Consider the following 13,929-nt stretch of genomic DNA (forward strand, 5'->3'; position numbering starts at 1 on the left):
GGTTGTTAAACCTTGTGAAAGCGAATTACTTATGCTACACTTTATGTAACTTAAAATGAACGGAGGGGCTTCCTTTGATCTTAATCAGATTACGTCTCAATACTTTGTGCCAATAATTGAATAGCGCTCAAAGGCTCTGTCTGTGTACAGAGTGAACGGGATTGGTCTGCCTATTTTAAAGGAACCCTTTATTAAGCTTATATGTGAAAAAGAGGGAGGGACGAATACGCCCTCTTTTTGTTTTGCCTTTATAAATAGAATGGGATTGTATAGGTGAACGCTTATTGTGTATACGTATACGATCTTGGGACTTTTTGACTATAAAATAGGATGAAAGCATAGCTTTCTTCTATTTCTTTGGTGAACCCTTATCCGTTTACGAAAACACAGGCAGCGACCTGTGTTTTTTATTTTACGTAATCGAAATGGAGGAATAAATATATGGAAGAAGTATTACAAAGAGCAGTTTTAGTTGGAGTAAATGTAGGTAATGAAGATGATTTTGCATATTCGATGGAAGAGTTAACAAATCTTGCGGAAGCCTGTGATGTAGAGGTAATTGGGCAAGTAACGCAAAATTTACAACGAGTAAATCCATCGCATTATATCGGAAAAGGAAAGATTGAAGAAGTAGCAGCGTATGTACAAGAAATAGATGCGAATATGGTCATCTTTAATGATGAATTATCTCCTTCACAAATTCGAAATTTAGAAGAGGATTTAGATTGTAAGGTAATTGATCGTACCATTTTAATTTTAGATATTTTTGCGCAACGTGCAAAAACGAAAGAAGCACAGCTACAAGTAGAAGTAGCACACCTTCAGTACATGATGCCTCGTTTAATCGGTCTTCGTGAATCGTTAGGGAGACAGAGCGGCGGCGTTGGTACGAAAAATAAAGGTGTCGGTGAGAAGAAGTTAGAGTTAGACCGTCGTAAAATTGAAGAACAAATTTCAGTTTTGAATAAAGATTTAGAAGCGCTCGTTGCCCAGCGTCAAACGCAGCGAAAGCAACGTAAGAAAAATGAAATACCTGTTGTAGCATTAGTAGGTTATACGAATGCAGGAAAGTCAACGACGATGAATGCAATGCTTGAAATTTATAATGGTACAGAAGAAAAACAAGTATTTGAAAAAGATATGTTATTTGCGACGTTAGAAACATCTGTACGAAATATTGATTTGCCAGATAATAAATCATTTTTATTAACAGATACAGTTGGATTTGTAAGTAAATTACCACATCATCTTGTGAAGGCGTTCCGTTCAACGTTAGAAGAAGTAGCGGAAGCAGATTTACTTATTCACGTCGTAGATTACGCAAATCCAAATTATGAACAATTAATTGATATTACAAATGAAACGTTAAAGAAAATTGGAGTAGAAAATATTCCAACGATCTATGCTTATAACAAATCAGATATGGTGGATGTTGAAATTCCGAAAGTACAAGAAGACCGCGTGTATTTATCTGCGAAGAAACATGTTGGAATTGAAGAGCTTGTAGAAATGATTCGTTCCCATATTTATAAAGAATATACGAAATGTGAAATGTTAATTCCGTATGATCAAGGACAGGTAGTTTCGTATTTCAATAATCATGCGCACGTTTTATCAACGAGTTATGAAAATGAAGGTACGAAACTAGAAGTGGAATGTAAGACGAGCGATTATGAGAAGTATAAGCGTTTTGCAATTTAATGTAAGAGGCAACCCAGTTTGTGATTGGGTTGCCTTTTTCTATAATGTTTTACTGCTGAAAGTTACAAGGATGCAAGTCAATGATGGGAGTTAAGTTATATTTCTGGAAAAAGAAATGAAAGCAGTATAGAATAGAAATGTTTCAAAAGTCAGAATTTATTACACCTACTGTAATAAATATATATTTTGTACAGAAAGGAGCGATTCACATATGCAGGCAGTTTCACAAAAAAACACAGTAGAAACACCGACAATATATCGAATATTATTTGCGATTAGTTTCGGACATTTTTTAAATGATTCGATGCAAGCAGTTGTGCCGGCGTTGTTTCCTATTTTGGAAAAAACGATGAATTTATCCTATATGCAAGTGGGGTGGATTGCGTTTGCGTTAAATATGACGTCATCGATTATGCAACCGGTGTTTGGTATGTATTCAGATAAGAAGCCGTCACCATTTTTATTACCACTCGGTATGTTTTCAAGTATGCTTGGAATGATTGGACTCGCGTTTGCACCAAACTTTATTATTGTTATTATTTCTGTTTTATTTATTGGCTTAGGTTCCGCAGTCTTTCATCCAGAAGGCGCTCGTGTTGCGTATATGGCGGCAGGTGCAAAACGAGGGTTAGCGCAAGCGATTTATCAAGTTGGGGGAAACACGGGGAATTCTTTAGCTCCTATTTTTACAGCGCTAATTTTCGTTCCACTCGGTCAAATTGGTTCATTAGGTTTTACAGCATTTGCAGCAGTAGGAATTGCATTGTTAATTTTCGTATCGAATTGGTACAAAAATGAATTAGCAACCGGCGCTGTAAGAAGGAAGAAGAGAGCTGCGCTTGAGGCGGAAAATGCAATTGTAAGTACACACATTAAATTTGTTATTATACTTCTTGTTTTTCTTACTTTTGTGCGCTCTTGGTACGGTGCCGGTATCGGGAATTTCTATCAATTTTACTTAATTGAGCATTATGGTTTATCTATAAAAAATGCCCAGTATTTCGTATTCGCATTTATGATTGCTGGTGTGTTAGGCACTTTCTTCGGGGGACCGTTAGCAGATCGATTTGGTAAGAAAAACATCATCGTATTTTCAATGTTAGGTTCAGCGCCACTTGCGCTGTTATTACCACATGTCTCACTTGTGTGGGTCGTACCTTTATTTTTATGTATCGGTTTTATTAGTTCAAGTAGTTTTAGTGTAATTGTTGTATACGCGCAAGAGCTTGTTCCGGGAAAAGTAGGGATGGTATCAGGTCTAATTGTAGGTCTTGCGTTCGGCCTTGGTGCTCTAGGTGCTGTAGTACTAGGAAAGTTAGCTGATATATATAGCCTTCAGTTCATTATGATATTATGTAGTTGTTTACCGTTAATTGGACTTACTTCATGGTTATTACCAAGTGATAAGAAAACGATAGAATAGGGGATGCACTATGAAATTATGTGAAAACGTAACAGAATTAATAGGAGATACACCTGTCGTCCAATTATCTAAATTTATTCCGGAAGACGCAGCGGACGTGTATGTGAAACTAGAAATGTTTAATCCATCACGTAGTGTGAAAGACCGTGCTGCTTATAATTTACTTCACGTTGCAGAAGAAAATGGTCTCATTAAACCAGGGGATACAATTATTGAACCGACAAGCGGGAATACAGGAATTGGTTTAGCGATGAACGCAGCAGCTAAAGGGTATAAAGCGATTTTAATTATGCCAGACAATATGTCAAAAGAGCGTATTAATTTATTGAAAGCATACGGGGCAGAAGTAGTTTTAACACCAGCAGAACAAAGAATGCCAGGAGCAATTGCGAAGGCGTTAGAACTGCAAAAACAAATACCGAATAGTTTTATCCCGCAACAATTTGAAAATCCAGCTAATCCGAATATTCACCGTTATACGACTGCACTTGAAATTTACGAACAAATGGATGGAGAACTTGATGCTTTTGTTGCAACGGCAGGAACAGGCGGAACGATTACAGGGACTGGTGAAACGTTAAAAGAGAAATTGCCAAACTTATATATTGCAGTAGTGGAACCGAAAGGATCTCCCGTTTTATCCGGTGGTGTACCAGGTCCTCATAAACTAGTAGGAACAAGCCCAGGATTTATTCCGAAAAACTTAAATACAGAAGTGTATAACGAAATTATTCAAATTGCAGACGAAGAGGCTTTAACGATAATGAGAAACTTAGCTAGACAAGAAGGATTATTAGTTGGGCCATCTTCTGGAGCATCTGTTTACGCTGCAATCATGATAGCGAAACGTCTAGGCGTTGGTAAAAAAGTTTTATGTATTGCGCCTGATACAGGTGAACGTTATTTGAGCATGGGGTTATTTGAATAAAAAGGATAGAAACACCTTAATAGTGAATAGCTGCTATTAAGGTGTTTGTTTTATGGAATGAAGAGGGGGAGAAGAACAATGAAACTATTAAAACCAATCCATGAATATAGTGAGCGTATTACAGCGTATAGACAAGCGTTTTTACACTCAGGGGAACAACCACATGGAAGTAGTTCTTTACAAAACTTTGATTCTCTTGATGAATGGTTTGAAAAAGTGAGTAAACAAGAACTAGGAGAAAATTTACTAGCTAATCGAGTGCCATCTAGTCAGTTTTTAAGTTTTGAAAAAGGGGAACTTATAGGTTTTGTGAATATTAGACATAGATTAAATCCAGAATTATTACGGGAAAGCGGTCATATTGGATATAGTGTCCATCCGAATAAACGTCGCCACGGTTACGCTACGAAACAACTACAACTTGCATTAGCTGAAGCGCAAAAATTAGGATTGCAGAAAGTATTAATAACTTGCGATAAATCCAATATCGGTTCTGCTAAAACGATTCAAAAGGTTGGAGGTGTGTTAGAAAATGAAGTAGTTTCTTCTCGTACTGGTGAAGTTATTCAGCGCTATTGGATAGAAATATGATTAAGTAGGAATTTGAAAAGGTAATGCAAGCTGTAATATCGAAATAGATAAATGAAATATAGGGGATTACTGCAATTTTAGGGGGAAATGAAATGGGATTAAAAGAGAGAGCGATAGAGATGTCAGAGATTTATAGGCAAAATCCGAAAGTAGAAGCTATTATTTTAGCGGGTTCAGTAGCTAGAAAGCTTGAAGATGAACATTCAGATATAGAATTACATATTTTATGGTCAACACCGCCGGAAGATGAGGATCGTAGGGCCCCTATTTATCATATTGATGGGAAAATATTATCGTATCATCCGTATGAGGAAGAAGAATGGTCGGAAACGTATTTAACGAAAGAGGGAATTAAATTAGAGATTAGTAACTTTTTAACAGAGACAGTAGAGAAAGTAATTTCGGATGTGGTGGATCAATATGATATAAATTATGAAAAACAATGTATTGTATCATCCATTCATGATGGTGTTAGTTTGTATGGAGAAGGGAAAGTGAATGAATTAAAAGAAAAAGTAGCGGCATATCCAGATGAACTAGCAAAACTGATGATTTCAGAAAATCTATGGTTAAGTAATCGTTGGCACAATCGAAAGGCGCTTTTAAAACGGAAAGATTGGCTTATGCTTTATGACGTTATTTGCGAAGTACAAAGGAACGTATTCGGTGTTTTATTTGGTTTGAATAAAATGTACGTACATCATCCAGCGTTTAAATGGATGCCTAATAATGTGGAACGAATGACTATTAAACCTGAAAAATTATATGAACGTATGGCGGACACATTAATAGGGAATCCAGAAAAAAGTGTGCAGGAGTTAGAGTTGCTAATAGAAGAAGTGTTGCAACAAGTTCATACATACGCGCCAGGAGTAAATGTGGATGAGCAAGAAAAATCTATTTTTTATTTTGTGAAATAGAAAATAGTAATAAGGGGGAAGTTATGGGTTTTTTTAATAGGTTTTTTAAAAAAGTTGAAAAAGTAAATGAGCAAGAAGCTACTCTTCATGAATTAAGTGAAGAATTGTATGTTGAATCACCGGTAGAGGAAGCGACTAGTTACTGGGTATCAATGGCACAAAATATAATTGTTAATGCTGTAAAAGCGGCTGACAATGATGTGGAACGTGCCTTCGTGTTATTGAATTTGAAGAAAGGTGAGGCTTCATTTGATATTTTTTATCAAATAAATGGGCAATTGTATTTCTGGGATCAGCTAGAAAATGAGACGATAAGAAATAGAATTCAGAACGAGTTGTTACCGCAAGCTCCAGAAGTTTCAAATGCAGTAAATGAGCAATTTCGTGGAGCTGATCACCCTATAATTTCGTTCGCACAATTGCAGTTTGAATGGGAAACGAAAGCCTGGTTCTCACATATAATTTGGGAAGATAGCCTTGCTGCTCAATTGCCCAAAACTCAAATTCTAAATGAATGGTTTCGTGTAATTAAAGAAGAAACAAAAAATAGACCACTGGATAGTGATGCGAAATTTTCTTGGTATCCATCAAACTCTTAAAAAATGAATACAGAGAGACAGGTTATGTTTCTAGATGATTTGTATTATTGAATAAGTATCAATAATACGTAATTCTTTTTCTATTGCCTGTTAGAATTCGTTATGTACTAAGCTACTTGTTTTCTAAACTAAAACTTATATTTCGAATTTTTAAATAGATTGTAATACATAAAAATTCGAAATATAAGTTGACACTATTTTTAATGTGTGATAAAAATGATAGTAATCAATTCGGAAAATAATATTTGGGCAATGAAAGGGTATAGTAGTGAATATCTCCCTATTTCAGAGAGCTGATGGTTGGTGTGAATCAGTATATAGATTATTCATGAAGTTCGTCCTGGAGCATCTTTCATAAATCTCATATTTTGAGGAAATGAAAGACGGTAGTTTATACCGTTATCAAATAAAGTGGTGAAGATTTTTTCACAACTAGGGTGGTACCGCGATATTTATCGTCCCTACGTATTTACGTAGGGACGTTTTTTATTTAGGTCCTAACTTTGGTGTGGCTTCATAACTAGGGTGGTACCGCGATATTTTATCGTCCCTACGTTTTTGCGTAGGGGCGTTTTTATTTAGGTGGTTTCTTAGTGTTCTTCACAACTAGGGTGGTACCGCGATATTTTTGTCGTCCCTACGTATTTACGTAGGGGCGTTTTTTTATTATTAGGGAGGAAGTGAACGTATTAGAAAAGAGTATTGATAGAACAATATAAATACCGAATTGTAACAAAGAAAAAGAGATAGAGAGGAGATTAACAAATGAATTCACAGCAATGGACATCGAAATTAGGTTTCGTATTAGCTGCAGCAGGTTCGGCAATTGGTCTTGGGGCGATTTGGAAATTCCCATATATGGCCGGCATTGGAGGAGGCGGAGCGTTCTTCCTAATTTTCATCGGTTTCACATTATTAATTGGTTTACCGCTATTATTAGCTGAATTTGTTATTGGAAGAAGTACACAAAAAGAGGCTGTTGATGCATATAGAGAGATTGCTCCTAAAACGTTATGGCCTTGGTTAGGTAAATTAGGAATTGTAACATGTTTCATATTACTTTCTTTCTACAGTGTTGTAGGAGGCTGGATTTTATTATATTTATGGAATGCGATTACAGGTAGACTATGGGAAGGAAATGGAGCATACGAAGCTACGTTTGGTGAAATCATTTCCAATCCATATTTAGCAGTTGGATCACAGCTATTATTCATCCTTATTACTATTTTTATCGTAAGTAAAGGTGTACAAAATGGTGTTGAAAAAGTAAATAAATATTTCATGCCAGCACTATTCGTTTTATTCTTTGTATTAATCGTTCGTGCACTTACGTTAGATGGTGCTGGAGAAGGAGTTCGTTTCTTTTTACAACCTGATTTCTCACATGTAACATCAGAAGTTATTTTATACGCAATGGGGCAATCGTTCTTCTCATTATCTGTTGGGGTAGCCGTTATGGTAACGTATAGCTCATACTTACCGAAAGAAGAAAGCTTACCACGTTCAGCATTTTCTATCGTAGCCTTAACTCTTGTTATTACATTACTTGCAGGACTTGCAATTTTCCCAGTTGTGTTCGCATTTGGAATGGAACCATCTCAAGGACCGGGACTATTATTTATCGTATTGCCAGCTATTTTCAGTAAAATGGCATTCGGAAAATTATTCTTCATCGTTTTCTTATTATTATTCTTCTTCGCTACGATTACATCAGCAATTTCGATGTTAGAAATTAGTGTCGCATCGTTAACATCAAAAGGTAAAGGGAAACGTGAAAAAATGGCCTTAATCGTAGGGTTATTAATCTTCGTTGTTGGGGTACCATCAGCATTATCATTCGGTATATTAAGTGATCTGAAGATTTTCGGGAAGACAGTCTTTGATTTAGCGGACTATGCAGTAAGTAACGTATTAATGCCACTTGGTGTATTATTAGTTTCTATCTTTGTTCCTTTAAAAATGAAGAAAGATGTATTAATGAAAGAGCTAGGTGTAAGTAAAAATAAAGGTTATAAACTATTCGTATTATGGTTATTCTTACTTCGTTATATCGCACCAATTGCGATTATTATCGTATTCTTAAATGTACTTGGCATTATATAAACAGAAAGGTAGCGTATCATACAAAGATACGCTACCTTTTTATTTTGCTCTTTTTTGCAATTCATTTACTGTTACGAACTGATAGCCCTTCTTAGATAAAATTTCGTGCTTTAAGAAGGGTGTGGATGCAAGGAGAAGGAATTTATCATATAATAAAATGCAAAAGGTATATTAGGAGGTGTTTATATGGCGATTATAATTCAATTGCCAGACACTGCAACGTCTCATGCAAAGCCAAGTATGGAAATGGCGATACTTTGCGTGAGGTAGACAAGTAATATACAATCGCCTATATGAGCTCGTATCATTTTTTATATTTGGCTTTGCACCTTATTGAAATGAACCATAAAAAATAAGGGGCGAGCAGAAATGAAATACGTAAAAGCTAATGCTGTTTTACCGGAGAGTTTAATTACTGAAATTCAAAAGTATATACAAGGTGAAACAATTTACATTCCGAAACAAGAAACGAAACATTATAAATGGGGTACACGATCTGGCGGAAGAAAACAATTAGATGAAAGAAATAAAGCAATTAAAGAAGCGTTTAAAAGTGGGATTGCTATTCATCAACTTGCAGAAGAATATTTTCTTTCTGGGGAAACGATTAAAAAGATTGTGTATTCTAAATAAGAGGAAAAGAGTCTGATTCATATATTACTTTGAATCAGACTCTTTTTGTTTTATATGTATTGGATATATGAAGTGTGAACGGGCATGATAATAGAAAAAATGTGCCGTTTTTTTATTAAATGCTATACAGAACATTTGAAGAGTAGAAAGGTGAACATATATGAATCATATTGGACAAATAACGATAGAGCTTTTAATTGGTTTTTTTGTTCTATTAATTGCTACAAAAATATTAGGGAAAACACAAATATCTCAGCTAACGCCCTTTGATTTTATTTCTGCAATCGTCCTAGGTGAGCTCGTTGGAAATTCAATATATGATCCTAAAATTAAAGTATGGTCTATTTTATATTCAGTATTTGTTTGGGTAATTTTAATTTATACTATTGAAGTGATAACACAAAAAGTAAGAGGGACAAGAAGGTTTTTTGAAGGATATCCTTCAATTATTATTCGTAATGGAAAGATTGATCGTGAACAATTAAGCGTAAATCATTTGGATATAAACCAATTACAACAAATGCTTAGGCAACAAAAAGATATATTTTCAATCCGAGAAGTTGAATATATGATATTGGAACCTAACGGAAACATAAGCGTTTTGAAAAAAAGTAAATACGAATCTCCTACTGTAAATGATTTAAGTTTAAAACATAAGCCTGTATACTTACCAATTTCATTAATTAGTGATGGGAAAGTAGTTAAGGATAATTTGAGGGAAGCGGGATTTGATGAAGGGTGGCTTTATAAACAAATAAAGCAAAAAGGAATTACTAAATTTGAAGACGTATTATATGCGGAATGGAAAACGGATGATGGCTTCTTTTGTCAGGAAATGCAGCGGTAGAGAATAAGTGATATATGTAATGTTTGTTTCTAAGTTATCTTTTACATATCAAAAAACGTAATCATTGTATACAATAAAACTAGATCAACAATTTGTATGGAGTGATAAAGATGGAAGCGTTTATTAGAAGTGATCAATATAATTTTATAAAATCACAAGCTTATATTTTAGCAAACGGGCATGCAACGGCAAATGATAGAGGTGTAATTCAAGCGTTAAAATCGCTTGCGATTGAAAAGATAATACATGTATTTGAGAATTTAACGGATGAACAGAAAGAGTTAATTGATACGGTATTAACAGTTCAAAATAGAGAAGATGCAGAATCATTTTTAATGAAAATAAATCCGTATGTAATTCCGTTTCAAGAAGTTACAGCACAAACATTAAAAAAGTTATTTCCTAAGGCGAAAAAGTTAAAACTTCCTGATATGGAAGAAATAGATATGAAAGAAATATCTTATTTAAGCTGGATTGATAAGGGATCAAGCAGGAAATTTATTATAGCGAAAAATGATAAAAATAAATTTGTTGGTCTGCAAGGAACGTTCCAAAGTTTAAATAAAAAAAGCATTTGTTCATTATGTCATGGGCATGAAGAAGTAGGAATGTTTTTAGTTGAAATTAAAGGCGATGTACCAGGAACTTTCGTTAAAAAGGGAAACTACATTTGCAAAGATGGTGTAGCTTGCAATCAGAATATGAAATCGCTAGATAAATTGAACGATTTTATTGACCGCTTGAAGAAATAACGAGAAAACCTCTAGTATTTAAACTGGAGGTTTTTATTTTTTGAAGAAGTAAAATAAACTTTCTTTGTAAATGTAGATTTATAATGAAATTTGATAAAAATATCTATTATGATACAGTTGCTTATATGCAAGGAGGTAAAACATGGATTACCTTTTATCGAAAGAAAAAGTGAAGCGATGGCCCAAAGATATGATAGCGGCGGGGCGTTGTCATACTGTTGGCCTTAAATCGGATGGCACGGTAGTAGCGGTGGGCCGGAATAAAGAAGGGGAATGTAATGTAAGTGGCTGGCGAGATATTGAAGCAGTCGCAGTGGGCAATGTTCATATGGCAACGAACACGGGTAATGCTCATACAATCGGTCTTACATGTGACAGTACTACGGTAGCAGTGGGTTGGAATAAGCATGAACAATGTGATGTAAACGATTGGCATAATATTGTAGCGGTTGCGGCAGGGTGGCGTCGTACTATTGGCCTTAAATCGGATGGCACGGTAGTAGCGGTGGGCCGAAATAAAGAAGGAGAATGCAATGTAAGCAGTTGGCAAGGTATTGTGGCAGTCACAGCGGGTGACTGGCATACAGTCGGTCTCAAATTGGACGGCACATTGACGACTGTGGGGAATAATCGATATGGTCAATGCAATGTAAGTAGCTGGCGAGGTATTGTAGCGGTCAAGGCTGGGTATTTTCATACTGTTGGTCTTAAACGAGACGGTACGGTGACAGCAGTGGGGAATGATAAACATAACCAGTGTGATGTAAGTGGCTGGATAGATATTGTAGCAATAGCGGCTGGTACGAATCATACAATTGGACTAAAATCAGACGGTACCGTGGTGGCAGTGGGCTGGAATGAGTATGGTCAATGTAACGTAAGCGATTGGCGCGATATTGTAGCGATAGCGGCTGGTTGTGCACATACAGTCGGACTAAAATCAGACGGCACGGTGGTCGCGGTAGGTAATAATGAATTTGGCCAATGCGATGTAGGTAGCTGGCGCGACATTCGGTTGCCTGGCAAATAGTCAATTTACAATAAATGATTAGTAATATTATTCTATTTTAGGAGTAATTATGGAATAGGATATGTAGAAAATAATTAAACTTAAATCTACTGAATAAGAATCTCTTTTGAAAAGGGATTCTTATTATTTTTCATAAAATGAGGGTCTAAATGGAATTTTTGAACAAACTATATTTCAAAATTACAGTAGAAGATATAAATAAAGTATAGAGGAGATAAAGAAACGCTTAAAAAGTTTTTGCTTTCTTTACCGGATATTTTACTTATATGTATCGTTCTCTACATAACGTACACAAATTCTTTTAGTTTTGGACAGATGTTAGTAATTTCAATTGCAATCGGAATTATTGGTGGTCTTGTTATAAGGATTGGTAAGGATGTATTTATGTATATAAGGTGGACAATGAAACAGAGGAAATCTTGAATACGTTGTATTGCTATTAGGAGGAGATGAAATGACTAAGAAAAAGAGTAGAGTGAAAAATGAAGTAGCGCTTTGGGCATTAACAGCGGTTGTTCTCATCATTGTATGGTACTTTTATCAAAAATAAAAACGCATCGTATTAAAAAAGCACGATGCGTTTTTATTATTTTTTTTGCCAATTTTCTTTAATAAAGTCTTCACGACCAGATTCCTTTTGCTCAGTAGCATATTTCTCTGGATTCTTTTTATAGAAATGTTGGTGGTATTCCTCTGCTGCGTAAAAAGGTGCAGCAGGACGAATTTCAGTCACGATTGGATCTTTAAACATACCGCTTTCTGTAAGAGCTTGTTTTGATTTTTCAGCAAGCCCTTTTTGTGTTTCGTTATGATAAAAAATAGCGGTACGATAAGATGGACCACGGTCAAAAAATTGTCCGCCATCATCAGTTGGATCGATTTGTGGCCAATATAAGTCTAGTAATTTCTGATAAGGAAAAATAGAAGGATCGAATGTAATTTGAACAACTTCTAAATGTCCAGATGTTCCAGCTTTTACTTGTTCATATGTTGGGTTTTCTACATGACCTCCTGCATAGCCAGAAAGTACTTTATGAATACCAGGAAGTTCATCAAATGGTTTTACCATGCACCAAAAGCAACCGCCTGCGAAGGTTGCGAGTTCGTATGTTTTTTCGGACATTGCTGTAATCCTCCTAAATGTATATGTTTTATATAGTATTATATAAATTGTTTTATTGCGCAATAAAAAAGATTTGAAAATATATGTTTTTTATAAACAAGATCCTCCGCTCACATCAATTAATTGTCCAGTTACCCAGCGGCTGTCTGGAGAAGCAAGGAATGCAGCAGTATCGGCAATGTCTTCTACTTCACCTAAGCGATTGAAAGCGGAAATAGTAGTAGCGTACTGCTTCATCATCGGGTCGCTCAAGAGTTCTGCATTCATATCTGTTTTAATAAATCCTGGAAGTATTGCATTCACCGTTATTCCTCGTGCTCCAAGCTGTTTTGCTAGCGTAAAAGTCATTGTATTAATAGCGCCTTTCGTCATACTATATGCAACAAAATCAGGTAAAGAAATGCGGGTGGCAGCGGATGAAATATTAATAATTTGGCTATTGTCACGTAAACGTGGCAGTGCTTGTTGAATGATAAAGAATGGTGCTTTTGCATTTACTGAAAACATTCTATCAAAAAATTGTTCAGTCGTTTCTTCAATAAAAGCACCAGGATCAATGCCAGCATTGTTTATTAAAATATCAAATTGTGTTTCACCAGTGCGCTTTTGTAATTCAGTATCTAAAGCGTTATAAAGGTTTTCTACACCGTGTAAGGATTCTAAATTTGCGCCGATAGAAAAAGCTTGGCCACCATCTGATCGAATTTCATGAACAGTTTCTTCAGCGTCATCTTTTCGATTACCGTAATGAACAGCAACCAATGCACCGTCATTTGCTAAACGTTTAGCGATCGCTCGTCCAATTCCTCGGCTTGCTCCTGTAACTAACGCTACTTTCCCTTTTAACATAGTTTCCTCATCTCCTCATAAACTTTATAAGTTTTTCTTTATGTAGTAATGCAAACATACTTAAGTAATATATGAGTGTATGTAAGTAATGCATTCCAATTTTGATTTGAGAAAAAATAAATAGAATGAATTTTGATTTTTTTGAGAAAACATGTTGACAACGAAAAGAACAACGTCCTATAATACGTGTAACAAATAAAAGTTAATTAAGAATTTTCTAACTTTATATGTTGTATATGCAAAGAAGAGGAAAGTAGATGATTATGATCGTTTCAGAGAGCTACTCCAAGGCTGTGAGGGTAGTAACAATCGAATCATTGAAGATCACCTCGGAGCATCGCTTGCGAAAGGGAAACTGAGTAGAGGGCGGCGGCATCGTCTCCGGTAAAAGGACGGAGGTCTGATTGGACCTACAAAGCTTATATTTCGT

Annotated in this window: 14 protein-coding genes and 1 other annotated feature; of the genes, 12 read left to right on the forward strand and 2 right to left on the reverse strand. The window is 35.6% G+C overall.

The genetic code is table 11. The annotated features are described in order from the left end of the window. The first annotated feature begins 441 nt into the window (after nt 1–441). The 12 genes from hflX to DN407_RS08830 all read left to right on the forward strand — a co-directional run bounded on the left by hflX (nt 442) and on the right by DN407_RS08830 (nt 11,950). On the forward strand, nt 442–1,701 hold the full coding sequence (gene hflX / locus DN407_RS08775; protein ID WP_000393282.1) for a GTPase HflX: 1,260 nt from the start codon (nt 442–444) through the stop codon (nt 1,699–1,701). A 211-nt stretch (nt 1,702–1,912) separates the two neighbouring features. Then, a complete protein-coding gene (locus DN407_RS08780) occupies nt 1,913–3,124 on the forward strand; it encodes an MFS transporter (RefSeq protein WP_001149411.1) in 1,212 nt (403 codons plus the stop codon). A gap of 10 nt (nt 3,125–3,134) precedes the next feature. Continuing rightward, nucleotides 3,135–4,052 (forward strand): cysteine synthase A, encoded by a 918-nt coding sequence (cysK, locus tag DN407_RS08785; RefSeq protein ID WP_149216177.1) that lies wholly within the window; start codon nt 3,135–3,137, stop codon nt 4,050–4,052. A 78-nt stretch (nt 4,053–4,130) separates the two neighbouring features. Beyond that, entirely contained in the window at nt 4,131–4,643 is a 513-nt protein-coding gene (locus DN407_RS08790; protein WP_000771279.1) for a GNAT family N-acetyltransferase, read from the forward strand. 92 nt (nt 4,644–4,735) lie between these two features. Beyond that, entirely contained in the window at nt 4,736–5,563 is an 828-nt protein-coding gene (locus tag DN407_RS08795; protein ID WP_000523213.1) for a DUF4037 domain-containing protein, read from the forward strand. Between the two features lie 23 nt (nt 5,564–5,586). After that, the gene (locus DN407_RS08800; RefSeq protein WP_000505545.1) at nt 5,587–6,162 is read left to right on the forward strand and encodes a hypothetical protein; all 576 of its coding nucleotides are present in this window, start codon (nt 5,587–5,589) and stop codon (nt 6,160–6,162) included. Nucleotides 6,163–6,405: 243 nt separating this feature from the next. Then, nucleotides 6,406–6,628, forward strand: a binding site (T-box leader). Between the two features lie 299 nt (nt 6,629–6,927). After that, nucleotides 6,928–8,265: a sodium-dependent transporter gene (locus tag DN407_RS08805; protein ID WP_001088187.1), complete on the forward strand. Its 1,338-nt coding sequence runs from the start codon at nt 6,928–6,930 to the stop codon at nt 8,263–8,265. A 369-nt stretch (nt 8,266–8,634) separates the two neighbouring features. Further along, the gene (locus DN407_RS08810; RefSeq protein ID WP_000878325.1) at nt 8,635–8,898 is read left to right on the forward strand and encodes a CD3324 family protein; all 264 of its coding nucleotides are present in this window, start codon (nt 8,635–8,637) and stop codon (nt 8,896–8,898) included. 160 nt (nt 8,899–9,058) lie between these two features. Further along, the gene (locus tag DN407_RS08815) at nt 9,059–9,745 is read left to right on the forward strand and encodes a DUF421 domain-containing protein (RefSeq protein ID WP_001015535.1); all 687 of its coding nucleotides are present in this window, start codon (nt 9,059–9,061) and stop codon (nt 9,743–9,745) included. A 110-nt stretch (nt 9,746–9,855) separates the two neighbouring features. Continuing rightward, a complete protein-coding gene (locus DN407_RS08820) occupies nt 9,856–10,497 on the forward strand; it encodes a FusB/FusC family EF-G-binding protein (protein ID WP_000387064.1) in 642 nt (213 codons plus the stop codon). Nucleotides 10,498–10,639: 142 nt separating this feature from the next. Next, on the forward strand, nt 10,640–11,527 hold the full coding sequence (locus DN407_RS08825) for an RCC1 domain-containing protein (RefSeq protein ID WP_149216178.1): 888 nt from the start codon (nt 10,640–10,642) through the stop codon (nt 11,525–11,527). Between the two features lie 198 nt (nt 11,528–11,725). Continuing rightward, the gene (locus DN407_RS08830) at nt 11,726–11,950 is read left to right on the forward strand and encodes a hypothetical protein (protein WP_149216746.1); all 225 of its coding nucleotides are present in this window, start codon (nt 11,726–11,728) and stop codon (nt 11,948–11,950) included. Between the two features lie 163 nt (nt 11,951–12,113). Here DN407_RS08830 and msrA read toward each other — a convergent pair whose 3' ends face one another. Both msrA and DN407_RS08840 read right to left on the reverse strand, forming a co-directional pair. Further along, complete coding sequence (gene msrA, locus DN407_RS08835) at nt 12,114–12,650, reverse strand: peptide-methionine (S)-S-oxide reductase MsrA (RefSeq protein ID WP_001291887.1); 537 nt, start codon at nt 12,648–12,650, stop codon at nt 12,114–12,116. A 90-nt stretch (nt 12,651–12,740) separates the two neighbouring features. After that, nucleotides 12,741–13,499: an SDR family oxidoreductase gene (locus DN407_RS08840; protein WP_149216179.1), complete on the reverse strand. Its 759-nt coding sequence runs from the start codon at nt 13,497–13,499 to the stop codon at nt 12,741–12,743. Nucleotides 13,500–13,929: the final 430 nt, after the last annotated feature.

Origin of the sequence: Bacillus sp. JAS24-2 (assembly GCF_008274905.1) — a bacterium.
Lineage (GTDB): Bacteria > Bacillota > Bacilli > Bacillales > Bacillaceae_G > Bacillus_A > Bacillus_A cereus.

What these genes read in the sequence shown, in the direction of transcription:
- hflX (WP_000393282.1), top strand. Translation starts at nt 442, where the DNA reads ATGGAAGAAGTATTACAAAGAGCAGTTTTAGTTGGAGTAAATGTAGGT.
- DN407_RS08780 (WP_001149411.1), top strand. Translation starts at nt 1,913, where the DNA reads ATGCAGGCAGTTTCACAAAAAAACACAGTAGAAACACCGACAATATAT.
- cysK (WP_149216177.1), top strand. Translation starts at nt 3,135, where the DNA reads ATGAAATTATGTGAAAACGTAACAGAATTAATAGGAGATACACCTGTC.
- DN407_RS08790 (WP_000771279.1), top strand. Translation starts at nt 4,131, where the DNA reads ATGAAACTATTAAAACCAATCCATGAATATAGTGAGCGTATTACAGCG.
- DN407_RS08795 (WP_000523213.1), top strand. Translation starts at nt 4,736, where the DNA reads ATGGGATTAAAAGAGAGAGCGATAGAGATGTCAGAGATTTATAGGCAA.
- DN407_RS08800 (WP_000505545.1), top strand. Translation starts at nt 5,587, where the DNA reads ATGGGTTTTTTTAATAGGTTTTTTAAAAAAGTTGAAAAAGTAAATGAG.
- DN407_RS08805 (WP_001088187.1), top strand. Translation starts at nt 6,928, where the DNA reads ATGAATTCACAGCAATGGACATCGAAATTAGGTTTCGTATTAGCTGCA.
- DN407_RS08810 (WP_000878325.1), top strand. Translation starts at nt 8,635, where the DNA reads ATGAAATACGTAAAAGCTAATGCTGTTTTACCGGAGAGTTTAATTACT.
- DN407_RS08815 (WP_001015535.1), top strand. Translation starts at nt 9,059, where the DNA reads ATGAATCATATTGGACAAATAACGATAGAGCTTTTAATTGGTTTTTTT.
- DN407_RS08820 (WP_000387064.1), top strand. Translation starts at nt 9,856, where the DNA reads ATGGAAGCGTTTATTAGAAGTGATCAATATAATTTTATAAAATCACAA.
- DN407_RS08825 (WP_149216178.1), top strand. Translation starts at nt 10,640, where the DNA reads ATGGATTACCTTTTATCGAAAGAAAAAGTGAAGCGATGGCCCAAAGAT.
- msrA (WP_001291887.1), bottom strand. Translation starts at nt 12,650, where the DNA reads ATGTCCGAAAAAACATACGAACTCGCAACCTTCGCAGGCGGTTGCTTT.
- DN407_RS08840 (WP_149216179.1), bottom strand. Translation starts at nt 13,499, where the DNA reads ATGTTAAAAGGGAAAGTAGCGTTAGTTACAGGAGCAAGCCGAGGAATT.